This window comes from Streptomyces sp. NPDC005402 (assembly GCF_040606575.1).
In the GTDB taxonomy this organism is placed as follows: domain Bacteria; phylum Actinomycetota; class Actinomycetes; order Streptomycetales; family Streptomycetaceae; genus Streptomyces.
On the sequence record NZ_JBEXFB010000005.1, the window covers coordinates 1 to 23,104 of the forward strand.

Here is a 23,104-nt window from a genome sequence, read left to right on the forward strand (position 1 = left end):
GCCTTGACGAGGCGGTCGACGAGGTCCGCGAGGACAAGCGTCATCGACGCTCCCCGGCCCGGCGAAGTTGACCCGGGTCACCGACCGACAAAGCCCATGTGCTGCTCGTTGTAGCGGTCGCCGTGTACGCCGATGCGCGCCGCTGTCGCGTCCAGGTCCGCGACCTCGTCGGCGGACAGGGCGATTTGGGTCGCGCCGGCGTTCTCCTCCAGGCGCTCGACCCGGCGTGTGCCGGGAATCGGGGCGATCCACGGGTGCTGTGCGAGAAGCCAGGCCAGGGCGACCTGTCCTGGGCTGGCGCTCTTGGCCCGGGCCAGAGTGGCGACGTGGTCGACCAGTGCCTGGTTGGCGGCACGGTTCTCTTCGCCGAACCGGGGGATGGAGGCACGGATGTCACCGTCGGCGAACGAGGTCGTGGAGTCGACGGTGCCGGTGAGGAAGCCCTTGCCGAGCGGGCTGAACGGCACGAACCCGATACCGAGCTCGGCGAGGGTCGGCAGGACTTCGGGCTCGGGATCACGGGTCCACAGGGAGTACTCGCTCTGCACCGCGGTCACGGGGTGGACCGCGTGGGCCTTGCGGATCGTCGACGCCGCCGCCTCGGACAGGCCGAAGTGACGTACCTTGCCCGCCTGCACGAGTTCGGCGACCGCACCGGCGACCTCCTCGACGGGGACATCGGGATCGACCCGGTGCTGATAGAAGAGGTCGATCGTCTCGCTGCGCAGTCGGCTCAGCGAGGCGTCGGCGACCCGCTTGATCTGCTCCGGCCGGCTGTCCAGCCCGGTGACCTTCCCTCCTTCGATGCGCCAGCCGAACTTCGTGGCGAGGACGACCTGGTCCCGCACGGGGGCGAGCGCTTCGCCCACGAGTTCTTCGTTGACGTAGGGGCCGTAGACCTCGGCCGTGTCGAAGAACGTGATGCCGCGGTCGACGGCGGCGCGGATGACCCCGATCATGTCCTGCCGGTCGCCGGGGTTCGGCCCGTAGCCCTGGGACATGCCCATGCATCCCAGGCCGATGGCCGAGACCTGCAGGCCCTGACCGAGCGTACGCGTGTGCATCCTGTGTCCTCTCGGAGGTATTGGTATGGCGAGCGGGGCGGGCGACCGCCCTCTTCGCGCCTGCCGCGCAAGGCGCCTTTTCCGGCAATCTGCGACAACCAGGGCAGAGCCCGGACGTCCGGCCTGCTGTCACAACCGATAAGAACGCAGCTCACGAGGATGAGGGAGGGTCGCTTGTTCCGTGTACTGGCAGTACGCCCCTCGACTGTGTGGTCTGCCCGCCGGGAACCGTAGCCTCGACAGCGTGGACCAGCGCAGCGAGATCCGTGACTTCCTGAGCACCCGACGGGCGAAGATCACTCCCGAGCAGGCAGGGCTGCCGGTCAGGGGCGGGCATCGACGGGTGCCGGGGCTGCGCCGCGAGGAGGTCGCCCTCCTCGCGGGGATCAGCGTCGAGTACTACGCCCGCCTGGAACGCGGCAACCTCCAGGGCGCCTCCGACGCCGTCCTCAACGCCGTCGCCCGCGCGCTCCGGCTCGACGAGGCCGAACACGCTCACCTGCGCGACCTGGCCCGCACCGCTCGCCCCGGCGCCGACCGCCGCGTACCGCGTCGCAGCCGACCCCAGCCCCTGCGGCCCACCCTCCAGCACCTGCTCGACGCCATGACCGAAGCCCCCGCCTTCATCCGCAACGGCCGCCTGGACGTCCTCGCCATCAACCGCCTCGGACGCGCCCTGTACGCCCCGGCCTTTCTCGGCAGTGCCCGCCCGGCCAACCTTGCCCGGTTCCGTTTTCTCGATCCGGCCGCTGTCGACTTCTACGCCGACCTGGACAACACCGCCCACAGCACTGTCGCCTTGCTGCGCACCGAGGTGGGCCAGGACCCCCACAACCATGACCTGACCGACTTGATCGACGAACTGTCCACCCACAGTGCCGAATTCCGCCCCCTGTGGGCCACCCACGACGTTCGCCTGCACCGCACCGGCATCAAGACTTTCCACCACCCCACCGTCGGCACGCTCAGCCTCACCTACGAAGCCATGCCGCTGCCCACCGATCCGGGCCTTACCCTCACCGCGTACACGGCCGAACCCGGCACCGTCTCTCGTGAGCGCCTGGAACTCCTTGCCAGTTGGACCCCCACGCTCGACCGGCCCGATCTGCCCGAGCCAGGGTCGGCACCCCCTACACAAAGACGCACCGCATAGCGGCCCGAGCCCGGCGGGGGATCGACTCGACCAGTTCGGCGAGATGCCCGCCACCGGTCCCCCTTCGGCAGGGCACGTCGAGGCAGCCTGCGCCGCTCACCCCGCTGACCGGTACCCCGCAGCCACCGGTGCGGGGCTGCTGGAGGTCAGACAGGCGGCCGACCGGCTCTGGGACTGACCGCTGACCACGACGAACCGGCCCCGGCGCGCCCAACTGGCTTCAGGAACGGCGGCACCTCCGAGGCGGCGAGCGGACACCGTCGTTGTCAGTGCTGCCTGCGACGATCCCGCATGGTCCAGGAACACCACGGTAGGAGGGTTCATGTCCTTCGGTTTCAAGACATCATGGCTCGCGGTGCGTGACGCCGGGCCGGAAGAGGTGGCCGATGCCCTCGACCTGCGGCACCGACAGCGCATCGACTGGATGACCGGCACCGAACTCGCCTACCGACAAGGTGTCTTCGTGGCCAGACCCGTCCCGGAGTGGACACTCGCCCACGGCAGGATCCATCTGACGCACACGACCGACCCCACCCACCCGGACATTCCCGACTGGCTACGGACACTGCCCGCGCGCGTGGGCGACCTCCAGTACTTCGCCACCGACCGTATAGGCGAGTTCCACGCCTGGGCCAAGATCGAATCCGGTGAACTGACCCGCGCCTACTGCTACATCGGGATGACGGGTGACGTGCCCCTGCGCCGGGGAGAACCCACCGCCGTCGAAAGGGAACTCGGCGTCGGGCTGGTCGGACGCGAAGAGGTCCGGCGTGACTGGGGAGACGACGAATGGGACGCCTGGCACGACGCCATGCCGACGGAACATTCGGTGATGCGCATCGCCGCCGACTGGAGCGTCTGCCCTCCCCTGATCGACGACGACTCCGTCACCGCGCCCGGGATCCACGGCTTCCCCCCAGGCGTCGAGCCCGGACACGCATCCTGACGACCTGAAGCCCCTGCAGGACGCCTCTCGCATCTTCCAGCCTTACGCCCGGGCGGCGGCCGGCGATACCGTGCGGTGCCGTGATGGCGGGCGCTGATGAGACCCGACTGGTCAACCTGCGCGGCCACAGCGCTCTGCCGTACAAGCCGTACCACCCCAGGGTTCCGCCTGGATGTCCCCCGTGGCGAGGACGCGATGGCGTGCCGGTGAGCGAAGTCGCCCGGCGGATGCGGGTGGTGTCCGAGTCGGTCGGGTGGTGCGACGTCCGCGGGGCCGAGGGTGGGCCGGGAGACGACCCGGTAGCTGTCGCCCCGGCAGACGGAGTGGACGTATTCGAGCGGCTGTCCCCTGGTGCCATGGGTGAGCCGCCCGAAGAGCAGTGTCGGACACATCTCGGGCCCGTCGAGTAGTCCCGCTTCGGCGCGGGTAACAACGGCCGGCTCGTTCGCCTGCGCGGCCTCCCGGACATGCACGCCCTGCTACCGGCACAGGGCTCATAGAAGTCGCCGTCCCCAGTTGCTCCGCGGACAGGGTGCCCCCTCCGGAACGCATTCATCCCTTCGCGACCTCTCCTGCTTCGCCTACAACTTCTCAACTCAGCGATGCCAGGGCGGACTTCCCTGGTCTCACCTCTTGACGGCTTTGGTGTAGACCTTTAAGTTCACCAGCCAGCAGGCCTTCCATAGATGCATCCGTCGCACACATATGTGAACACCCGTGTTCACCTCTCACCGCCCTCATGTCGGTGGCGTCCACCCCCCACCCCTGGACGAAAGGCCCCTCGCCATGCAACGCCTCGCCCTGCGCTGCGCCCTCGCTCTCTCGCTCGGCCTCACCGCCGTAGGCACACTCGCAGCCCCCTCCGCCTCGGCGGCCACCGGCACGATCACCGGCCTGGCCGGCAAGTGCCTCGACGTGGCCGGCGCGAGTACGGCCGGCGGCACAGCCGTACAGATCTACGACTGCAACGGCACCGCCGCCCAGCAGTGGACGGTCGGTTCCGACGGCACCATCCGGGCCCTGGGCAAGTGCCTTGACGTCACCGGTAGTTCGACGGTCAACGGCGCCCTGCTCCAGCTCTGGACATGCAGCGGCGGCGCCAACCAGAAGTGGACGGTCAGCGCCGCGCGCGACATCGTCAACCCGGCCGCCAACAAGTGCCTGGACGTCACCGGCAACACCTCGGCCAACGGCACCCGCACCCAGATCTGGACCTGCACCGGAGCCGCCAACCAAAAGTGGAATGCGCCCGCCTCCGACGGCGGCACGACGCCGCCGGGGTCCGCGCCGATGGCCGTGGCGCCCTACCTCTACAACGGCTGGGGCAATCCGCCCAGCCCTACGAATGTCATGAACGCGACCGGCGTGAAGTGGTTCACGCTGGCGTTTGTCCTGAGCAACGGCTACTGCAACCCGCAGTGGGACGGCGGCCGGGCGCTGACAGGCGGAGTCGACCAGCAGACCATCAACACCGTGCGCGCGAACGGCGGCGATGTCATCCCGTCCTTCGGCGGATACAGCGGCAACAAGCTCGAGAGTTCTTGCTCCAGCGCCGGCGAGCTGGCGGCGGCGTACCAGAAGGTCGTCAACGCCTACTCGCTCAAGGCGATAGACATCGACCTCGAGGCCGACGCGTACAGCAACGGCACCGTGCAGCAACGGACCGTGGACGCACTCAAGACCGTCAAGGCCAACAACCCGGGCATCAAGGTGTACGTCACCATCGGCACCGGGCAGAGCGGTCCCGACACGAGTCTGATCAACCGGGCCGCGTCGTCCGGGCTGACCGTGGACGCCTGGACGATCATGCCGTTCGACTTCGGCGGCGCGGGCCAGAACATGGGCACCCTCACCCAGCGGGCGGCCGAGGGCCTGAAGACCGCGCTGAAGAACGCGTACGGCTACAGCGACGACGCGGCCTACCGCGACATGGGCATCTCGTCCATGAACGGCATCACCGACGACAACGAGACCGTCACCACCGCCGACTTCCAGAGCATCCTCTCCTACGCGCAGGCCCATCACCTGGCGCGGTTGACGTTCTGGTCCGCGAACCGTGACCGCCCCTGCCCGGGTGCCTACCCGAACGACGACACCTGCTCGGGCGTGAGCCAGAGCAACTGGCAGTTCACCAGCATCTTCGCCCGGTACACCGGCTGACGTACGCACCTCGCACCTGGACCCGGCCCCCGGCCCCCTCACCACGGGAGCATCCGCGCTCCCACGGAAGAGACCGACCAGCCGCCACCCCCTGCCGAGAACGCCCATGGCGGCGGTTGTCACCGGGTGAGGGGCAACCGGACATCGGCAAGCCATCCGACTACGGCAGTCGTCGCCCCCTATCGCCCCCTGAGCAACTACCCGTAGCCCTCACGGAAAGGATCGACCAGAAGATGAGCACCGCCCGATCCGGCTCCACCCGCGCACTCCTGCGGGTCCTGCTCCTGATGGCCACCCTGCTGGGCCTCGCGGCCGTACCGCCCGCCGCACAGGCGAGCACCACCGCGACCCCGTTCAAGGTCCTCGCCCTTTACAGCGGCACCTACGACGCGGCGCACATCGACTTCGACAAGGAGGCGAACGTCTGGTTCCCGCAGCAGGCGACCGCCAACGGCTTCACCTACACGGCGAGCACCAACTGGGACCTGCTCGCCAACGGCGGGGTCAACGCCTACCAAGTCGTCCTGTTCCTGGATGATCTGCCGCAGACGTCCGCCCAACGATCCGGTTTCGAGGCGTACATGAGAGGCGGAGGCGGCTTCATGGGCTTCCACGTCTCGGCGTTCACGACCGACGCGGCAAGCTGGTCCTGGTACCACAACACCTTCCTCGGCTCGGGCAACTTCGCGTCCAACACGTGGGGGCCGACCTCGGTGAACCTGAAGGTGGAGGACCACACGAGCCCGGCCACCGTGAACCTGCCGGCCACGTTCACCTCGTCGGTCAGTGAGTGGTACAGCTGGTCCAAGGACCTGCGGCAGAACCCGGACATCAAGATCCTGGCATCGATCGACCCCAGCAGTTTCCCGGTCGGCACGGACCCCAACCAGTCCTGGTACAGCGGCTATTACCCGATCCTGTGGACCAACACGAAGTACAGGATGCTGTACGCGAACTTCGGCCACAACGCGATGAACTACACGACCAACACCCGGCTCTCATCCACGTTCGCGAGCGCGACCCAGAACCGGTTCCTGCTGGCCGGGCTCAAGTGGCTGGGCGGAGGCGCCACCACGATCCCGCCGACCGGCGACCAGATCTCCGAGACTGTCTGGTACACCGTGCAGAACGGCGACAACGGGACATGCGTGGACGCCCGTTCGGCAGCCACCGCGAACGGGACGGCAGTCCAGCAGTACGCCTGCAACGGCACGACAGCGCAGCAGTACCAGTTCCGGAGCACCGACAGCGGGTACATGCAGATTACCGCCCGCGGCAACACCGCGCAGGTGATCGACGTGACCGACCGCTCGACGGCGGACAATGCGCCGTTGCAGCTGTGGGCCTACTCCGGCGGCACGAATCAGCAATGGCAGCCGGTACGTGAGACCAGCGGGCACTACCACTTCATCGCCCGGCACAGCGGCAAGTGTCTGACGGCCGCCGCGGCGGCGACGAACAGTGTCCAGCTCACCCAGCGGACCTGCGACGGTTCGGCCGCACAGTCCTTCCAGCTCACAGCACAGTCCTGAGCCACTGCACGGCGACACAAGGACGGCTTGCGCCCAGCCGTGTTCCGGGTTCCGCAGTCGAGGCGGCCCGCCCGCCTCCGTAGGCGTCCGCCCAGTGCAGCCGGCCGCTGAGATGACCTGCGGTCTGGCGAATTCACGGTCGGCTGCAGGCCCGCGACGCGCCGGAGCAGAGCCCGATCCAGCTGTCTTCGAACCGCCGTCAGCCTGGTTGTCTCTCTCTGTCGGACGCGGGCCACACGTAGGGGAGGTCGTCGGGTACGCCGGGGAAGAGCGCGCCGTACACCTCGGGGTCCTTGCGGACCAGCGCCGAGCGATGGCTTTCGTGGAAGCCCTCATCGCCGTGCCAGGGCGGCAGCTCGCCCGCGGCCGCCAGCGCCGACTGGTCGCGCACCGGGGTGCCAGGGTGCAAGGCAGCCAGCCCGGCCACCAGCGAGGCGGCGCAGCTGTCCTGGTGCCCCTGTTCGCGCCAGACCCGGCAGATCTCCAGGCCGTACCGTACGAGTGCCTCCTCGTACCCTGCCCACATCCTTACGGCCGGATGCCGACGCCAGCCGTATCCCGGCACCGTCAGACCGCGCAGGACCTGCAAGGCCTCGACTCTCTGCTTGCCCAGTCGTCGCCTGTCCAGCAACAGGGCTGTCTGCCGGAAGTCAGGGTGGGGCAGGAAGGTCTGCATCGGGGCCCGCTCACTTCTTGCGCAACGCGGACGGCTTGTGGACCGCCGTGCTGCCGGACTTGGTGCTGCGCACCTCGTACTGCGGTTCGTCCGGTGAGGCCTCCACGGTCCGGCCTGCGGCCTCGGTGCGCCGGGTGAGCTTGCGGACGACCGAACCTTCGGCGGTGCTGCCGTGGCTCCTCCAGGTGACCTCGTCGCCCCGGGTGAACTTCTCACTCTCGGCCTCGTTCTTCGCCTTCTTCGTCATCTCAGTTCCTCCGTTCCTCTCCGCCCAGGACGTGATCGTCCGGTGCGGCGCGCCCCGGTGCCAGGCACGCCGAGCGGTCTGGTGTGCTCAAGGGGATGCCCGGCCTCGACACGTGGCAGTGCGCGACGCGACACAGCACCGCGGGCGGCGGGGCCACACAACTCCGGGCCATCGACCAGGCGCCCGTAGTAGGTGACGCCCACGGCGACGCCCTGATGGGCCACCTCCGCCCGCAGAGCGTGCGCACAGGCCTCGGCCTCCGTCTTGGAGGCGCAGTAGGCGCTCAACAAAGGAGCGGCTCCGATCGACGCCAGGTAGGCGATCTGGAGAAAGGGAACCCGCCGTGTCGAGGAATTCGGGCAAGACCCGCTGGCACGTAGCCGGATCCGAGTCGACGTACGGGCGGACCTCCGCAATGCCCGGCATCGGCCCCGATTCTCATGGTCCAGCAGCGCAAACCCGCGCGTCGACTGTCGGTCCCACAAGCGGGCTGCTGCGCACACGATGACCTTCCCTTCCGCTTTTCGGATGCGGGTCCTGCACCATTACTTCGGCGCGGAAGCGGTACTCGGATGCGTTCCAGGTCCGCGAGGAGGCGGGCCCCCAGAGTGGTCGGGGTAGCCGTGGATACACCACGCTTCCGTCATCTCCGCCTCGTACTGGTGATCCGCGGCCGCGCGAGCTCCATACCCAGCATCGGCAGGACCGGCGCCTCATCGCCGGCGACCGCACCCGACTTAGTCGCAAAACCGGCATAGGCGGCGAGGTGGGCAGCCGGTGGGATGGAACGTCAGCCAGGTACTGCTCTCGCACAACGAGCCGGGCGCCGTCGAGGAAGCCAAGGAAGTTACGCTCTGGGCGTCGAGCACCAGCCGGCAGGCACCGGTGAAAATGAAGCCGCCGCGAATTCAGCGGGTACCGCTTGTCAGCACTGTCAGCGGACAGTCCGCTCGGTGCGTTTCCTGCGGCTGCTACCGCCCCATGGGCCCCTCCCTTCGCGGTGAAGGTGATGGCATCGGTGCCCATCGCCATCGGCAGTCCTGCACAGTGGGTCAGGCATCCGCGAACCATGAGCGGCCTTGGGACCAGTGGGTTGCCCATCCCGCGAAACCGGGCGTGCCCGGCATGAAGGAGGTGTCCGGCCGGGTGCCGAAGGGCATCGCGCCGTTCTCGTCGATCAGCCAGACATGACCGCGCTGCGCGCCGGTGACGATCAGGTGCCAGTACATGGCGCAGCCGTCAGTGCCCAGCAGCAGTGAGCCGTGGTCGAACACGGAATCCACCCGGGCCTCGAACTCCTGCTCAGGCACAGCCTCCTCGTCCTCCTCCCACAACCACGCCGCCCCGTAAGCGGAAAGGGCTCGGAAAGCAGGCGCTCGGGGCGGTCCGAGCCCCAGTCCGAGGGCGTTTGCGCGAAGGGCAGCAGACCGTAGTAGGGCGGTCCTGCGCGCAGCCCGTCGGAGACCTCCGCCACAAACGTGCGGTACGGCTCCGGGAGCACGACGCCGTTCTCGTCCTCGAAGGCCCGCACGGCCTTCCAACCGGCCGGCGACGTCGCCTCGGGACGGGAAGCGAAGACGTCGCGGAGGGCGGCCAACTCGACCGGGTCGCAGATTTCCGTGTTCATGCCAGTCATCACGCAAGATCCGCAAGCGTATTAGATCAAGAGGCCACCCTGCATCGTTCCACCATGCAGGCGCGACTCCGCGCCAGGGCGCCCGGGCAGCGGCCTGTCGGGGGCGGTCAGGCGATGTCTGTCGCAGCCGCGGCGGCGCCGAGCCACGATTCCCAGCACCGCACACCCGCGCCGGACGAGGAATAGTCAAGACCTGTGGATCGGTGTGCCACGCTCCTCTTCCCTCGCCGTGTCGCTGATCACGCTGCCCTTCGCCACCGTCTTGGCCGCGGTCAAGCCCTGGGGCCGCATCCAGGGTGGCCTGGCTCCGCAAGTCCAGCGGCGATGAGTTTCGTCGTCGTTCTCAGTCTGTCTCTTCACACGCGATCAACCGCACTCGAGGAGAGCATTGTGACCGCTACCTACACCTTCGACGTCTTTTCCACCCTCGACGGCTTTGGCGCCCACAGCGGCAGCTGGGGCGGCTACTGGGGCAAGCAAGGCCCCGAGCTGCTCGACCACCGCCTCGCCTTGTACGGCGAGGAGCAGCGGATGGTCTTCGGGGCCAACACGTATCGGGCACACGCGCAGATGCTGGCCTCGGGCATCGAGGAGTCCGAGCTGGGTGACCCATGGGTCACCCGGATGAGAAACATGCCGGCAACGGTGGTGTCGACCACGCTGAAAGAACCCCTCGACTGGCCGGACGCGACCGTCGCGAGCGGCGACCCCGTCGACATCGTCGCCCGGCTCAAGGAGGAATCAGAGGTGCCGTTGCGCTCGCACGGCAGCCTGTCGCTGAACCGGGCGCTGCTGGCCGCCGGTCTGGTCGACCGCGTCCAGGTGACGCTCTTCCCCGTGATCAACGGCCAGACCGGAGTAGACCCGATCTTCCAGGGTGCGGCCGACTTCGACCTCGAGCTGATCGAGAGCCGGACGCTCGACGGCCACACTCAAGAGCTCATCTACCGGCCCACCCTGCATGTCTGAGTCCACCCATGCACCAACCCTCTAAGCGGCCGAACCAAACCTGGAAGTTCCCTGTGACCGACATACCGACAGGTCGCAGGGCCGCCCTTGTCACGCGGCTTGCTGATCATCACCTGATTCGTCGGGTCGTTCGACGAGCTGGCCGTTCTCAAACCTCGCCTCGGCGCGGACCAGGGCGACCAGGTGCGCGCCGGTGCTCGCGCGCCAGCGGGCCTGGGCGGACTCGACCAGCTTGCACACCATCGCCAGCGCAGCCGCCGGGCTGCCGGCGCCGCGGGTGACCTTGGTGCGAAGCTTGACTGTGGAGAACGTGGACTCGATGGGGTTCGTGGTGCGCAGGTGGATCCAGTGCTCGGCCGGGAAGTCGTAGAACGCCAGCAGTTCCTCCCGGTCGTCGGTGATCTTCGTGACGGCCTTGGGCCACTTGGCGCCGTAGGTCGTCGTGAACGCTTTCGATCGCCTTCTCGGCGTGCGCGCAATCCTCGGCGTTGTAGATCTCCTGCATCGCCTTAGTTGCCCCCGCCTGCGCGGACTTCGGCAGGCAGTTGGTGACGTTGCGGGACTTGTGAACCCAGCACCTTTGCTGCCGCGCGGCGGGGAACACCTCGGCCAGCGCCTTCCACAGTCCCATCGCGCCGTCGCCGACCACCAGCTCCGGGTCACGCATGCCCCGCCGGCGGCAGTCGCGAAGCAGGTCGGCCCACGACTCCGTGGACTCGCGCAGCCCCTCCGCCAGGGCGATCAGTTCCTCGGTGCCGTCCACGCGCGCGCCGAGCAGGACCAGGACGCACCAACCGGGCCGCCCTCCCAGCCAACCCACAGTCTGACTGATCGCGTTGAGCATGAAGGCGCGGGCGGCGGGCGCCCCGACGGAGATCCACGCGTCGCTCGCAACGGATCCGCAACCGGAACAGGATCCGAAACCGCTTGAACTGGTGCAGCCAGGCAAAGGCGCGCTCAACCACCCAACGCACCTTGCCCAGTCCGGATCCGTGGGCGACGCCACGTCGGGCGATCACAGGGTCCGACACGCCGTGCGCACACGACACGCGTGCGATGTACGCCGCCACTGGGTGAGGCACAGCGTTCGCTCGCTGGCCTTCCGTAGCCCGGGCAGCGGTGTCGTACGGCCCCGGTGGGCGCCGTCGGCGCTTCGCCGTAGCCCTGCGGGCCGCTCGGATGGGCTCGAGCCGTCGCGTTGTGCTCCGCGTGCTGTGACGCACTTTCGGGTGAGCCTCTGGCCGGGGCTGGGGTGGCGCAGCGTGGCGATCAGGGCTGAGGGATCAGTGCCTGCACGGATTGTCGGGCAGCGGGGGCGTCAACCTGGCGCATTCGGCGCATGGATGGACGTTACAGGCGAGAGTTACGGCAATGTGGGCGAACGGTAACGGAGTGCGCGTATCGCGTTCACAACCTGCACGGGTTGGCCATGGTGTGGGTGTGCGGCCGACCGGCCGCCACCCGCACACCGCACCAGCCCGTCCCATCCGGCCCACTGCAAAGGGCCTCCGGGACGGTCGGTGCTCGTACACCTGGGGGCTTTGTGTCTTCTTCCACTGTGACCGCCCGTCGTCTCTCCTCCGCCGTCCTGGCGGCCGCCGCGATCGTCGGGGCGGTGGCGCTGCCGGCGTCGGCGGCCGACCACGCCCGGCCCGAGCGGGCGAGGGTGGAGATCAGCGCGGTGCAGTACGACTCGCCCGGCCCCGAGGACCGCTCGCGGCGCTCCCTGAACAAGGAGTGGGTGGAACTCACCAACACCAGCCGCCACACGGTCAACCTCGACGGCTGGACCCTGAGCAACGAGGACGGCCGCACCTACACCTTCGAGCACTACCGCCTGGAGGGCCGCGCCACGGTCCGTATCCACACCGGCCAGGGCCGCGACACCGACAACGACCTCTACATGGACCGCCACAACTACCTGTGGGACAACCACTCCGACACCGCCACCCTGCGCAACGACCACAGCCGCTTCATCGACGACGAGTCCTGGGGCAGCCGCCACCACCACGGCGGCGGTCACCACCACCGCTGATCCCCCTTCCCGTCTCCGCGGCTCCAGGTGATGCCGCGGGGCGGGGGACATGGCCCCGGCCGGCTCGTCCGGCCGGGGCCGTCCGGCGTCGAAGCGCGTCGAAACCCATGCGGTCACAGCACTCGGTCGCAGCACTAACTTCGGCTGCGCATCATCGACATCAGCATCCCGTGGGTCTCGTCGTCGGCGGCGACCACAAGCCCACGGCCTGTCTCACCGATCGGGGCACCGTCGATCCCGGTGACTACGCAGCCGGCAGCCCGGCACAGAGCGATACCCGCCGCGAAGTGCACGTTCCCGGAGAGGTCGCCGCCATCGGCGACATACGCGGCGCGCTTGCCGGCAGCGACCCAGGCCAGCGCCAGGGTGGTGGACACGACCCTGGGCCGGAAACGCTCGACGAACTCTGGGTGGGCCAGCAGATCCACGGCCCGGAATCCCGGCGCGCTCGGGAACGGCGGGTCCAGGTTGACGTCCACCAGCCGGGTAGCGGGCGTGGGCGTCAGCAGTGCGTCGTCGGCCCCCTCCTGCCGCAGCCAGGCGGTCTCCCCGTCGGTGAAGAAAACCTCTCCGCTGAACGGATCGGCTATCGCCGCCGCCCCGTCGCGCAGTGCCACGTTGACGGCCACCAGCATGTTGCCGACGGCGTAGTTCAGCGTGCCGCACAAGGGATCCACCAACCACTGGCGCACAGCGTCGGCGGCGCCCTGCTGCCCGCCTTCCTCGCCGAGCACCGCGTCATCGGGGCGTGCGGCACGGATGACGCCGAGGATCGCCTTCTCGGCCTCCATATCGGCGGCGGTGGCAAAGTCCCCGGCGCCCTTGTCGACGCGTTGGAGCCGCTGACCGTACATGGTGCGGACCACGTCCGCGCCGGCCCGCGCCCCGGCTATCGCGACGGCAGCATCATCTGAACTCACGTGTGAGTTGATCATGCCGGGCAGATTACCGAAGCGAAGCCACCGCCCCGGCGAACCTTCCCGGCCGGAGCAGTAGCGGTGTGGCTGCCCGTAATGCGTCAGTCGAACAGTCGGACAACAGCGGGCCGAGCGCGTGTACTTGGTCGCCGGCGTCGGCCAGAGAAACAGCACCTCCGCCAACCGTCGGCCGGCGGCCCCCGGAACCTTGAGGTGCCGCGTGTGCGGGAGTCACGGTCGACCCGACGTGGCACCGGCAGCGGGGTCCACGGTCTCGGCCCGGCGTTCGGTCACCGCGGTGCGTTGCCGCCGGTGCGTCACCAGTACGTAGGACAGCGCCACCATGGCGATGAACGGCACGCCCGCCTGCCAGGCCAGTGAGAAAGCGTCCACGAAACCGGTCAACACCAGGACGAGAAGGGTGAAGGTCATGGCAAGCGCCGTCGTGACCGGTGCCCCCGGCAGCCGAACCGTGGGTCTCCGCGTCGGATCCTCGGCTTGGGCGCGCCTGAAGGCGAAGTGCGTGGCGAAGATGAGCAGCCAGGTCACCATGCCGGTGAACAGAGCTGCGCCGAGGAGCACGGGAAACGCGGTGTCCGGTGACACGGCGGACACGACGGAGGCTGCTATCAGCCCGACTGCGGACGCCAGCACAGCAGGCAGCGGGATCTTGCGGTCGCTGGTGCGCCCGAGAGCGCGAGGCGCGTAGCCACTCAGCGAGAGGGAGTGCATCATGCGGGAGGCCACGTACAGGTTGATGTTGGCGGCGGACAACGCGGCCGTCAGCACCACGGCGTTCATGAGGTCGGCGGCCGCGGGGACGCCGATGAGGCTGAAGAGGCGGACGAAGGGGCTCTGCTGCACGCCGGAGACTTGCACGGTCTCGGTCCAGGGCATGATCGACACGATCACTGCGGTACCCAGGACATAGAACAGCAGCAGCCGCAGTACGGCCCCCCGCGCAGCCCGGGGCACGTCTCGACCGGGGTTCTTGGATTCGGCTGCTGTCATGGCCACGGCTTCGGTGCCGCCGTAGGCGAGCGTGGTGACCGTCAGCGCGAGCAGCATCCCCTTGAGGCCGTTGGGGGCGAAGCCGCCGTGCTCCGTCCAGCCCCCCAGACCTGCTGCGGGATGCTCGCCCGCGCCGAAGAAGATGAAGGTCACGCCGAAGCCGATGAACAGGACGACTGCAAGCACCTTGATGAGGGCGAACCAGTACTCGACCTCCCCGAACACGGACACCGCCGCACAGTTCACGAGGGTGATGAACACGGTGAAGATCACCACCGGTATCCACAGGGGAAGATCCGGCCACCAGAAGCGGAGGTAGATGCCGGCGGCCACGATCTCGCCCCCGATGGTGACGACCAGGCAACCCCAGTAGCACCATCTCTGCACGTAGCCGGCCAGCGGCCCGAGGTACCGGTCGGCAAGCCGGCCGAAGCCTCCGGCCTCCGGGTGCGCGGAGGTCATCTCAGCCAGGGCGTAGGCCAGTGCGATGGCGCACAACGCTCCGACGAGGTACAGGACCGTCACGGACGGACCTGCCATGGACATGGCCAGTGATGAGCCCAGAAAGAGCCCAGTGCCAAGGGCGCCGCCGACGGCCAGCATGGTGATCTGGCGACTGCCGAGCGACCGGTCGAGTCCTCCGCCGTCTCTGCCCGCTGCGTTGTCAGTCATGGTCGAGCGGCTCCTTCGCACGGGTCGCGTCGTCGGTTTGCAGTGCACTGCGCTCACGGATGGCCCGCCCGAGCGCCCACTGCCCAGCGGCCACCAGGACACAGACGCCGAAGCAGGTCGCCCACAGCGCCGTGGATCCCGCGTGGGCGTACAGCTGAGTACCTCCGGCCGGGGCAACCACGGCGGCCAGCGCGTAGGCCGCGCCGAAGAGTCCGTTGTAGCGTCCGCGCAGATGCTCGGGTGCCAGATCGGCGACGATGGTCTGCACGACGGCCGCGATGGCGATCTCACCTGCCGTCCAGATCACCACCGTGACGGCGTAGCCGGCGAGGCTGGACACGTAGGCGCCCAAACCGAAGCCGGTGCCCATCAGCAGGACACCGCAGGCGATGACAGCGCTGTGGTCCTTCTGACTGAGCCACTTGATGAGCAGGGGCTGTACGACGACGACGAGCACGCCGTTCACGGCGACGGCAAGCCCGTAATCGGCGGACGTCAGCCCGCTGTCCACCATGGCGAGCGGCAGGGTGGCACCGACCTGGAACTGTACGGACGCGTGCAGCAGGAGCAGCAGCGCGTAGGCGACCATGACGCGGTCCCGCAGTACCTCTCGATAGCTGCCCGAGGGCTGTTGCGCGCTCTGCGCGGGCCGCACGTCATCGGCCGGTAGCCGCCACCAGATGAGCAGGCCGAACAGCACGCAGGTGACGGCGTCGATCCAGAAGAGCCACATGAAGCCGCGCTGAGCCAGCACTCCGCCGAGCACGGAAGCGACGGAGAACCCGACGTTGACCGCCCAGTACAGAAGGCCATAGGCGCGAGGCCGGTCCTCCTTCGGCACGGCGTCGGCGACGATGGCCCCGGAGGCGGGCTGGTAGAGCTGGAGGCACAGACCCGCGAGGAAGGCCGTGGCGAGGATGGGCACCAGGCCACGGACGTAGCCGAGAGCCAGCAGGGCCGCACCCGCGGCGACAGGGCCGGTGGCGAAGGTAGCCCGGCGTCCCCACAGGTCGCTGAGGAAGCCCCCGACCAACTGGGAGCAGGTACTGCCCAAACCGAGTGCGGTGACGACGGCGCCGGCCCAGGTCACCGACATGGCGCGCTGATCGGTGAGGTAGAGGGTGAGGAAAGGGACCACCATGGTCCCGGCCCGGCTGACGAGGATGCCCGACCAGACCGCCCAGTAGACGGGCGGCAGCCCCCCGAAGTGTGAGCGCAGGAAGCCGACGACCCGTCCGGTCGGTGCGCTGCTCTCCGGGCTCTCCGGGCTCTCCGAACGGTCGCTCATCGGTTTCGTCACCAAGGAAGTTGCTCCGGCCGCGCATGGGTGAGCCGGGCATGGGACACCCTGACCGAATCCGGATCGAGGCACGACATGAAGGAGGCCGCTCGCGGATCCGTCCGGATCGATTCGGCGGCGGCCCGAGCGGCGGCCAGATCCTTCCACCACACCAGATCGACGCGGCTTCCATCGGTGTCGACGGTCAGCACCTGCCGGGACAGGAAGCCGGGCTGCTCCGCCAGGAAACCGTCCACGGACCGGACGGCCTCGTCGAATTGCTGCTCCAGCACCCCGTCGTGGGTGCGGAACGTCACGAGCTCAAGAATCACCGGCTTGCCTGCCAATCGTCTTCCATGAGGAACTTCTCCGCGGACCCGTGATCCGGTGCCGTGAAGAGAACGTGTCCGTGGCGCCGGTGGGGAAGTCTGATGTTGTCGAGCGCGTCAGGCTCTCGGCTGTCAGGTCCGGTGAGGACGACCTCCGCCTGGACGCCGGCAGGCAGAGCGGGCAGACGTCGTCCCATGCCGTCGGCGGGCCGGCCGAGGAATCGGACCCCCGCGATCCGGTGAGGGGCTGCGGGTGTCCGGGGCACTTCCCCCGACAGCAGCGCGTCGTAGAACTGACCGAACACCGTGATACCCAGGGCTCGTTCCATGAGGAGTGGGATGAGATCCCCGCCGAAGCGCGTGTGGATCTCGATGAGATCGATGGCCTCGTCCGTCACCTTCACCTCGGCGTGGATCGGGGCAGTGCCGATACCGAGGGCGCGCACGACGTCCTGGATGTACGACGCGAAGCGAGGGTCGTCCCGCTGAGCGCGGGCGGGCAGCACATGCCCGGTCTCGTAGAAGGAGGGAAAGCCACTGGTCTCCTTCTGCGTCACGGCGAGCAGATGGAAGGTCCCCGCCAGGCTGATGCCCTCCACGCTGTACTCGGTGCCGGGGACGAACTCCTCCAGCAGGAGGCGGCGCCCCCGGTCCTGTTCCGCGTGCGGGTCGTCGAAGAGGTCCGTGTAGGAGGAAATCTCCGTGCGATCCCGTACAGCGCGTACGCCGATGCTGCCGGTCATGTCGACCGGCTTCACGACGAACGGCACAGGGAACGTGTCTGCGGTACGCGGGAGGCCCGCCAGTGTTGTCACGGCGGACCGCACGGTGGACAGCCCGTGGTCGACGAGTTTTCGCCGGGTGGCGCCCTTGTCTCGTATCAGGTCCTCCACCGCGCTCTGCTCGCCAGGCAGGTCCAGTCGCTCCCGGACGCGCGCGGCGAGGCCGAGATGCAGCTCCGAGAAGGACAGAACATGCTCCGGACACACCGTGGCCACCGCGTCCGTCACGTGGTCCGGCGCCATGTCGGCGACCTCGATCAGCCGGGACACCGGAAGCGTGCCGGGAACGGCACCGAGACCCGCCGCCTGGTCGACGAGTGCCACCTCAAGGCCGCGCAACCGTGCCTGCACCACCGCTTCGTGCAGCGTGTACGCCGTGCGGGGAACCCCCACAAGCGCCAGGTACGTCATACGACCTCCTCCAGTTCCGCCTTGAGAACGCCTCTGATCCGCTCGGCGGTGGCCTCCACCGCGGACCGGCTCTCGCCCTCCACGAGGAAGGCCGCGATGTGGTAGTCGGTGCCTTCCGGAAGGGTGACGAGGACGTCTCCGGGTTTCTTGATGACGTCCAGGAGGAGAACTCCGGGCAGTTCACGAGCCGCTTCTTCGCCCGTGATGCAAACGACTCGGCCCGGGCGTTCCACGTTGACCGCGCCGTACAGGCAGGCCCGGTCGGCGGATACGGGGGGCACCTCCGGCAGGGTTCCCTCGACCATGAGCCGCGCCAGGGCAGCCAGCGGGTCCAGGCCGGTCAGGCGCTCCACTGCGAGTGGGGTGAGGAATCCCCCCGGTCGCAGCGCGCCTTCGATCACCACCGGCCCGCGGTCCCCGACGCGGAGTTCTATGTGCGCCGCTCCTCTGGTCGCGCCCAGGGCCCGTGCGGCCTGCACCGCGACATCGACGGCCCGGCCGACGTCGGCCGGGGAAAGGGAGACAGGATGGACGCTGTGCACCTCGCCGAAGGTGGGACCGGCGGCCGGGTGCTTCTCGAAGACGCCGAGGACGACGTGACTGTTCTCGGACAGCAGCAGATCGATGTTGAGTTCGGCACCGCTGACGTACTCCTGGGCGAGCACCATCGCTGTGTCGTCCGTGGGCGCGTAAAGGTCGGCGAGCCTGTTGTCCGACGCTTCGGCGCGGTAGAGCTGACGGATGACGGACATGGCCGCTTCGAGTTCGGATCGCGTGCGGACGAGCATGACCGACTGGCTGTTGGTGGACCGGGGGATCTTCACCACCATCCGACCGTCGACGCACTGCCCCAGCACCTCCACGCCGGCGCCCGGCGCGGTGGCGTCGAAGGTCCAGCTGCGGGGGTGGGGAACGCCGGCGCGCCGGAAGCAGGCGGAGGCGAGCGACTTGTCCCGTGCGGCGCGCGCGGCCTCCGGCGTGCAGCCGGGCAGCCCCAGCGCCTCGGTGATGAGAGCGGCGGTCTCCACCGCGCCTTCCCATACGGAGAAGGCGGCGTCCAAAGGAGCCTCCCGATGCAGCTTCCGCGCGAGCGCCACGGCCTCCAAGGGGCTGCCGTAGGTGTGCACTTCGACTCGATCGGCAAGGGCCGGTGGTGATGTCGGCGTCGAGCCCGGGGCGGCGGGGACGAGCAGGACGACCTCGTCCGCAGCAGCGAGCAGGGACTGCCTCAACCTCGGTGCGGCAAAGGAGTGCAGCACCAGGACTCGTGTGCTTCGAACCGTCATTGTCCTTCGCTTCCAGACACCGCGAGCCCGGCAGGAATGCAGCCGTCGAGCGATTCACAGGCCGCGGGCGCGAAGAACGCGCCCTGATGGACGTTGGCGACACCACCGGTTCCGGCGGGTACGCCGCGGGCCAGGAACCCCGCGAAGTGACCGTCCACGTAGAGACAGCCGATGCCCACTTCGAAGGGAGCGTGTCCGCCGGCAACGGGAAGATCGAGGCTGCTGGGAGCCACGTAGTCCTGCAGGACGTGCGGACGGGCAAGCGCGGCACGGAGCCGTTCGTCCCACACCTCAGCCGACACGGCACGCCCGATGACCACGCCCCGGCCTCCGTATCCGATGGCGGGCTTGAGCACGAGGCGCTCGCGTTCGGCGCGTGCCCGGGCAAGGGCAGCCGGAGTGACCAGACGGGTGGCTGCCACTCCCCCGGGCCCGTCAGCCGGCTGCTCGCCGTCCTCCATCGCGAGCATCGCCTTGTTGCCGAGCAGGCTGAAAACGGGTGGTGCCACATAGACCGGTCCGCCCCGCGCGTGGCATGCCAGGGCTGTGTCGACGAATGCCCGATAGCGGGGCGTGATGACCTCGTCGTAGGTGAAGCAGCCATAGACGAGGTCAACGCGTTGTTCGCCGACCGTGGCGCGGGAACCGTCGAAGGAGATGTCCGAGGTGCGGGCCACCGTCGCGTCGAAGCCCTGGGCGCTCAAGTAGTGAGCGGCGTCGTGAGGGATGGGGATGTCGGCCTCTTCGTCGGTGACGGCCAGTACGATCCGGGGGCGCGGTCCGCCCGCTGGCACGTCGGCGAGACGCCGCAGGGCGCGCCCCCACGGCCCTGCCGGCCTGGGCAGACGCACGCTCGGGGACGTCGAGCGGAACAGGTCGGCGGCACCCGGCAGATCGTCCACGACGTCGGCGTACCGGTCGAGGATGCCGATACCGCCGACGGTCGGGCCCACGTTGATCTCGACCAGGCGCGGCCCGTCGGGGCCCAGGACGAAGTCGGCCCGGGCGAAGGACCCGGCGATGTCCAGTGCCGCGGGCGTGTGGATCGACGCCAGCCATGACGCCTCATCAGGGGGATATCCCAGACCGTCGAGCGCGCTGCCGCAGCCGTCGGCAAGAACACGGGAGGCTCGGGCCCGCAGCCGTGCCAGACAGGTGCGCGTCGTGTCCCACATCTCCCGCGCCGCGTCGGGGGAGACAACCAGAGGCGTGAAGGCGGGCTTGATGCGGCGGTATCCCTCATGGTGCGCCGCGAAGCGTGCGGGCAGCTCGGTGCTGAGCCGGGTGAACGACGCGTCCCAGGCAGCGTCCGGGACCCGCAGGGCCGGTTCGTTGCTCCTCATGAGCCGGACGCCCCCCTGGCACCCGCCTCGTCTGCTCGCGGCGACTGCGCCCGCATGAAGTCGATGTTCTCCTGCACAGCACGGTGAACGGGGGCGCGGAACAGGGCTCGCCCAGCGCGCCAGTACATCAGACGCACGCCTTCGTAGGCGCACAGTTTGGGTTCGGCGCTCGCGTCGACCTCCAGTTGTACGACTGCCTCGGGGTGGGGGAAATCGTACGAAGCCCACCGGAAGGCCGATCCGACCGGAGCGCTGAAGAATCCGACGCCCCAGACGGCGTCCTGGCCCTCGCCGCTCGACGCAGGCCGCGTCCCGTTGAGCATCGCGTCGAAGTAGGCCTCGAAGGGCCGCACTCCACAGCTCTTCTCCAGGAGCCGCACGATGTCATCGCCGCCGTAGCGGGTGTGCAGCTCGATGACTTCGACAGCGTCGTCGGTCACCTTCAGTTCCGCATGCACCGGAGAGGTCACCACGCCGAGAGCCGTGACGCAGCGTTGCAGGTAGTCGTGTACTCGCGGCCCCCACTGCGCGCTGTGCGCACTGGGCATGAGGTGACCCACCTCCACATAGTGGGGGGATCCGGTGTTCACCTTGTCGGTCAGTGCGAACACGTGCAGTTCGCCGTCGACGACAAGGCCCTCCACACTGATCTCGACGCCAGGCACGTAGCTTTCGACGAGCAACCGGTGACGGTCGAAACGCTGTGCCGTGTCGTGCTGGTACTGCTCGATCAGATGTGCCACATCCGCGGGTGAGGCGACCAGCCGGACGCCGGCACTGCCCGTCAGTTGACGGGGCTTGACGACGACCGGCAGGTCGATGGCTGCGACGAGGTCGGCGACCTCGTCGAGCGTCGTCTCCCAGTGGTCGACCTGGGTCAAGCCGTGCTTCTGCAGCACCGCTCGGGTGCGGAACTTGTCGGCGACCGTCAGTTCGGCATCGGCGGACGTGCCGGGATGACCTACGGCCATGCGAACCCGGGCAGCGAGCTCCATGGTCAGCTCGGTGATCGACACGATGCAGTCGGGCCCGATCCTGTCGGCTGCCGCGACGAGTTCGGACTCGTTCAGCACGGGGACCGGGATCCGCTCATATGACGTGTCGTCACCGATGGAGCTCAGTGTGTCCGGGGTGTCGACCACATGCAGCCGAGCACCCAACCGCTCGGCGTCTCGTGCCGCCGGCACGAGCTCGTGGCTGCTCCACGGGACACCGACCACCATGATTCGCCTGGCCATACTCCACTTTCCGTTCACGCGGCGGAGGTCACAGGGTGACGCGATTCGAATAGTGCGACTCGAGTTCTTCGACCCAGCTGTCGTGGATCTCCCGTTGCGGGTCCTCGAAGAGGTCCACCGTGATGTTCGGGATCCATTCCTTGCCCTTGTCCGTGAGCCGCAGTTCACCGTCACCGATGATCGCGTATCCCTGCTCCACGAGGTTGTCGAGGAAGACTCGGGTCCGGGCGTCGTCGGGGATGCGGTCCAGTGCCGTGCGGAAGAACTTGGGGAAGAACACCATGCCACGGTTGCGGGGGTCCTCAAGGAGCGCCGACACCTTGTTCACCGGCAGCTTGCCCTCTTCGATCTGCTCCACGTACGGGTCGGGAGCGAGCGTGTTGGCGTAGCTGTAGCCGTTCAGGTAGCCACGGGCCGAGGCGCCGACGGCCAAGGTCTCGGCGCGGTGCTCACCGAACCCGCCACCCCACAGCAGGCGGTAGTACTCGGAGCCCTGGGGGTTCTTGGCGTACACGTGGTCGGTGACGTGGTGATAGCCGAGTTCCTTCATGCGACGCTGCACGAGCCGCCCCATCTGGGGGCGCATCTCCGCTGGCGGCCTGCGCGGGTACGTGCCCTTCTCCATGCCGAGGAACGTGCTCTTCGGCATGGCGTAGTAGGACATGTAGTAGTAGTCGACGCTGTCGAACCCGCAGTTGCCGAGTTCCTGCAGGTCGCGCTCCACCGCGGCCAGTGTCTGGCCGGGCATGTAGTACATCATGTCGACATTGATGTCCTCGAAGCCGAGCTTCTTCGCGCGCTCGTTGGCAGTGAGGGCATCCTGCACCGTCGCGGCGATGTTCATCGTCATCCGCAGCGGCTCGTCGAACGTCTGGATGCCATAGCTGAGCCGCTTGGTGCCCTGCGAGGCGAGCAACTCGAGCAGCTCCGGGTTGCACAGCCCGGCCGGCTCCCCTTCGAAGGTCCACTCGGCGTCGGCTTCGATGGCGAAATTGCGACGCAGCGCGTCGTACAGGCGCCCGATCTGCTCGACCGTCAGCAGCGAGGGGGATCCACCCCCGAAGTACACCGCGCGGAAGGTCATGCCCTGCACATAGGGAAGACGTCCCAGCATCTCGATCTCCCGCAGCAGCGCGACCACGTAGCGCTCGTACACGGAGACGTCGCGCTTGACGCGCACGTGGAAGGGGCAGAAGGTGCACCGCTTCTCGCAGTAAGGAATGTGCAGGTAGAGCAGATTGTCCGTTGCCTGGGGCTTGGGGTTGTCGAGCACCCGCAGGAAGTCGGAGAACGGAGCGCTCTCCGGGTCGGTGTGCCGCTGCAGCGGGTAGAAGTGGTGCGTCACCGGCACCAGCGATTCGTACACGGCCGTGCTTCCCCTCTTGTCGTGGCGTGGGGCGGATGGGAGCTGAGCTCGA

General features: G+C 68.4%; 18 protein-coding genes and 4 pseudogenes. 6 read left to right on the top strand and 16 right to left on the bottom strand.

Annotated features, from left to right (window positions below):
* Positions 1 to 77: 77 nt before the first annotated feature.
* A complete protein-coding gene (locus tag ABZT02_RS10750; RefSeq protein WP_356016344.1) occupies positions 78 to 1,064 on the bottom strand; it encodes an aldo/keto reductase in 987 nt (328 codons plus the stop codon).
* A 244-nt stretch (positions 1,065 to 1,308) separates the two neighbouring features.
* Between ABZT02_RS10750 and ABZT02_RS10755 the strand changes: the two genes are divergently transcribed.
* The gene (locus ABZT02_RS10755) at positions 1,309 to 2,217 is read left to right on the top strand and encodes a helix-turn-helix transcriptional regulator (RefSeq protein ID WP_356016346.1); all 909 of its coding nucleotides are present in this window, start codon (positions 1,309 to 1,311) and stop codon (positions 2,215 to 2,217) included.
* A gap of 322 nt (positions 2,218 to 2,539) precedes the next feature.
* Positions 2,540 to 3,163, top strand: coding sequence for a hypothetical protein (locus ABZT02_RS10760; protein WP_356016347.1), 624 nt, complete (start codon positions 2,540 to 2,542; stop codon positions 3,161 to 3,163).
* Between the two features lie 176 nt (positions 3,164 to 3,339).
* On the opposite strand, the pseudogene ABZT02_RS10765 reads toward ABZT02_RS10760, so the two are convergent.
* Positions 3,340 to 3,639, bottom strand: a pseudogene (locus ABZT02_RS10765) (UTRA domain-containing protein); the annotation flags it as partial.
* Positions 3,640 to 3,949: 310 nt separating this feature from the next.
* Between ABZT02_RS10765 and ABZT02_RS10770 the strand changes: the two are divergent.
* Positions 3,950 to 5,323: a ricin-type beta-trefoil lectin domain protein gene (locus ABZT02_RS10770; RefSeq protein ID WP_356016349.1), complete on the top strand. Its 1,374-nt coding sequence runs from the start codon at positions 3,950 to 3,952 to the stop codon at positions 5,321 to 5,323.
* 233 nt (positions 5,324 to 5,556) lie between these two features.
* Positions 5,557 to 6,855 (top strand): ThuA domain-containing protein, encoded by a 1,299-nt coding sequence (locus tag ABZT02_RS10775; RefSeq protein ID WP_356016351.1) that lies wholly within the window; start codon positions 5,557 to 5,559, stop codon positions 6,853 to 6,855.
* Between the two features lie 199 nt (positions 6,856 to 7,054).
* Here the strand turns inward: ABZT02_RS10775 and ABZT02_RS10780 are convergent, their stop codons facing one another.
* The 4 genes and pseudogenes from ABZT02_RS10780 to ABZT02_RS10795 form a co-directional block, all read right to left on the bottom strand.
* Positions 7,055 to 7,531, bottom strand: coding sequence for an MSMEG_6728 family protein (locus ABZT02_RS10780; RefSeq protein ID WP_356016352.1), 477 nt, complete (start codon positions 7,529 to 7,531; stop codon positions 7,055 to 7,057).
* A gap of 10 nt (positions 7,532 to 7,541) precedes the next feature.
* Positions 7,542 to 7,778 carry a DUF2945 domain-containing protein gene (locus ABZT02_RS10785; RefSeq protein ID WP_356016353.1) on the bottom strand — a complete coding sequence of 79 codons (237 nt, stop codon included), beginning with the start codon at positions 7,776 to 7,778 and terminating at the stop codon, positions 7,542 to 7,544.
* Positions 7,775 to 8,198: pseudogene (locus tag ABZT02_RS10790) on the bottom strand (hypothetical protein); the annotation flags it as partial. The pseudogene ABZT02_RS10790 and the gene ABZT02_RS10785, both read right to left, overlap by 4 nt.
* A gap of 632 nt (positions 8,199 to 8,830) precedes the next feature.
* Positions 8,831 to 9,417 (bottom strand): annotated as a pseudogene (locus ABZT02_RS10795) (SMI1/KNR4 family protein).
* Between the two features lie 387 nt (positions 9,418 to 9,804).
* Here ABZT02_RS10795 and ABZT02_RS10800 point away from each other — a divergent pair.
* Positions 9,805 to 10,383 (top strand): dihydrofolate reductase family protein, encoded by a 579-nt coding sequence (locus ABZT02_RS10800; protein WP_356016354.1) that lies wholly within the window; start codon positions 9,805 to 9,807, stop codon positions 10,381 to 10,383.
* A gap of 90 nt (positions 10,384 to 10,473) precedes the next feature.
* On the opposite strand, the pseudogene ABZT02_RS10805 reads toward ABZT02_RS10800, so the two are convergent.
* Positions 10,474 to 11,173: pseudogene (locus tag ABZT02_RS10805) on the bottom strand (IS256 family transposase); the annotation flags it as partial.
* Between the two features lie 768 nt (positions 11,174 to 11,941).
* Here ABZT02_RS10805 and ABZT02_RS10810 point away from each other — a divergent pair.
* Positions 11,942 to 12,418, top strand: coding sequence for a lamin tail domain-containing protein (locus tag ABZT02_RS10810; protein ID WP_356016356.1), 477 nt, complete (start codon positions 11,942 to 11,944; stop codon positions 12,416 to 12,418).
* A 134-nt stretch (positions 12,419 to 12,552) separates the two neighbouring features.
* On the opposite strand, the gene ABZT02_RS10815 is transcribed toward ABZT02_RS10810, so the two are convergent.
* The 9 genes from ABZT02_RS10815 to ABZT02_RS10855 form a co-directional block, all read right to left on the bottom strand.
* Positions 12,553 to 13,353, bottom strand: coding sequence for an inositol monophosphatase family protein (locus ABZT02_RS10815; protein WP_356017100.1), 801 nt, complete (start codon positions 13,351 to 13,353; stop codon positions 12,553 to 12,555).
* Between the two features lie 213 nt (positions 13,354 to 13,566).
* Positions 13,567 to 15,018: an amino acid permease gene (locus ABZT02_RS10820; protein ID WP_356016357.1), complete on the bottom strand. Its 1,452-nt coding sequence runs from the start codon at positions 15,016 to 15,018 to the stop codon at positions 13,567 to 13,569.
* Positions 15,011 to 16,306 (bottom strand): MFS transporter, encoded by a 1,296-nt coding sequence (locus ABZT02_RS10825; protein ID WP_356016359.1) that lies wholly within the window; start codon positions 16,304 to 16,306, stop codon positions 15,011 to 15,013. The genes ABZT02_RS10820 and ABZT02_RS10825 overlap by 8 nt, the downstream gene beginning before the upstream one ends.
* 8 nt (positions 16,307 to 16,314) lie before the next feature.
* On the bottom strand, positions 16,315 to 16,644 hold the full coding sequence (locus ABZT02_RS10830; RefSeq protein ID WP_356016360.1) for a hypothetical protein: 330 nt from the start codon (positions 16,642 to 16,644) through the stop codon (positions 16,315 to 16,317).
* Positions 16,626 to 17,819: an ATP-grasp domain-containing protein gene (locus ABZT02_RS10835; protein WP_356016361.1), complete on the bottom strand. Its 1,194-nt coding sequence runs from the start codon at positions 17,817 to 17,819 to the stop codon at positions 16,626 to 16,628. Before ABZT02_RS10835 ends, ABZT02_RS10830 begins: the two co-directional genes overlap by 19 nt.
* Positions 17,816 to 19,078, bottom strand: a complete 1,263-nt coding sequence (locus ABZT02_RS10840) for an ATP-grasp domain-containing protein (RefSeq protein ID WP_356016363.1) — start codon at positions 19,076 to 19,078, stop codon at positions 17,816 to 17,818. Before ABZT02_RS10840 ends, ABZT02_RS10835 begins: the two co-directional genes overlap by 4 nt.
* 23 nt (positions 19,079 to 19,101) lie before the next feature.
* Positions 19,102 to 20,448 carry a hypothetical protein gene (locus ABZT02_RS10845; protein ID WP_356016364.1) on the bottom strand — a complete coding sequence of 449 codons (1,347 nt, stop codon included), beginning with the start codon at positions 20,446 to 20,448 and terminating at the stop codon, positions 19,102 to 19,104.
* Positions 20,445 to 21,686, bottom strand: a complete 1,242-nt coding sequence (locus tag ABZT02_RS10850) for an ATP-grasp domain-containing protein (RefSeq protein WP_356016366.1) — start codon at positions 21,684 to 21,686, stop codon at positions 20,445 to 20,447. Before ABZT02_RS10850 ends, ABZT02_RS10845 begins: the two co-directional genes overlap by 4 nt.
* A gap of 28 nt (positions 21,687 to 21,714) precedes the next feature.
* Positions 21,715 to 23,052, bottom strand: a complete 1,338-nt coding sequence (locus tag ABZT02_RS10855) for a coproporphyrinogen-III oxidase family protein (protein ID WP_356016368.1) — start codon at positions 23,050 to 23,052, stop codon at positions 21,715 to 21,717.
* Positions 23,053 to 23,104 lie beyond the last annotated feature (52 nt).

What these genes read in the sequence shown, in the direction of transcription:
- ABZT02_RS10820 (WP_356016357.1), bottom strand. Translation starts at nt 15,018, where the DNA reads ATGACTGACAACGCAGCGGGCAGAGACGGCGGAGGACTCGACCGGTCG.
- ABZT02_RS10815 (WP_356017100.1), bottom strand. Translation starts at nt 13,353, where the DNA reads ATGATCAACTCACACGTGAGTTCAGATGATGCTGCCGTCGCGATAGCC.
- ABZT02_RS10845 (WP_356016364.1), bottom strand. Translation starts at nt 20,448, where the DNA reads ATGAGGAGCAACGAACCGGCCCTGCGGGTCCCGGACGCTGCCTGGGAC.
- ABZT02_RS10825 (WP_356016359.1), bottom strand. Translation starts at nt 16,306, where the DNA reads ATGAGCGACCGTTCGGAGAGCCCGGAGAGCCCGGAGAGCAGCGCACCG.
- ABZT02_RS10835 (WP_356016361.1), bottom strand. Translation starts at nt 17,819, where the DNA reads ATGACGTACCTGGCGCTTGTGGGGGTTCCCCGCACGGCGTACACGCTG.
- ABZT02_RS10770 (WP_356016349.1), top strand. Translation starts at nt 3,950, where the DNA reads ATGCAACGCCTCGCCCTGCGCTGCGCCCTCGCTCTCTCGCTCGGCCTC.
- ABZT02_RS10780 (WP_356016352.1), bottom strand. Translation starts at nt 7,531, where the DNA reads ATGCAGACCTTCCTGCCCCACCCTGACTTCCGGCAGACAGCCCTGTTG.
- ABZT02_RS10850 (WP_356016366.1), bottom strand. Translation starts at nt 21,686, where the DNA reads ATGGCCAGGCGAATCATGGTGGTCGGTGTCCCGTGGAGCAGCCACGAG.
- ABZT02_RS10775 (WP_356016351.1), top strand. Translation starts at nt 5,557, where the DNA reads ATGAGCACCGCCCGATCCGGCTCCACCCGCGCACTCCTGCGGGTCCTG.
- ABZT02_RS10785 (WP_356016353.1), bottom strand. Translation starts at nt 7,778, where the DNA reads ATGACGAAGAAGGCGAAGAACGAGGCCGAGAGTGAGAAGTTCACCCGG.
- ABZT02_RS10750 (WP_356016344.1), bottom strand. Translation starts at nt 1,064, where the DNA reads ATGCACACGCGTACGCTCGGTCAGGGCCTGCAGGTCTCGGCCATCGGC.
- ABZT02_RS10760 (WP_356016347.1), top strand. Translation starts at nt 2,540, where the DNA reads ATGTCCTTCGGTTTCAAGACATCATGGCTCGCGGTGCGTGACGCCGGG.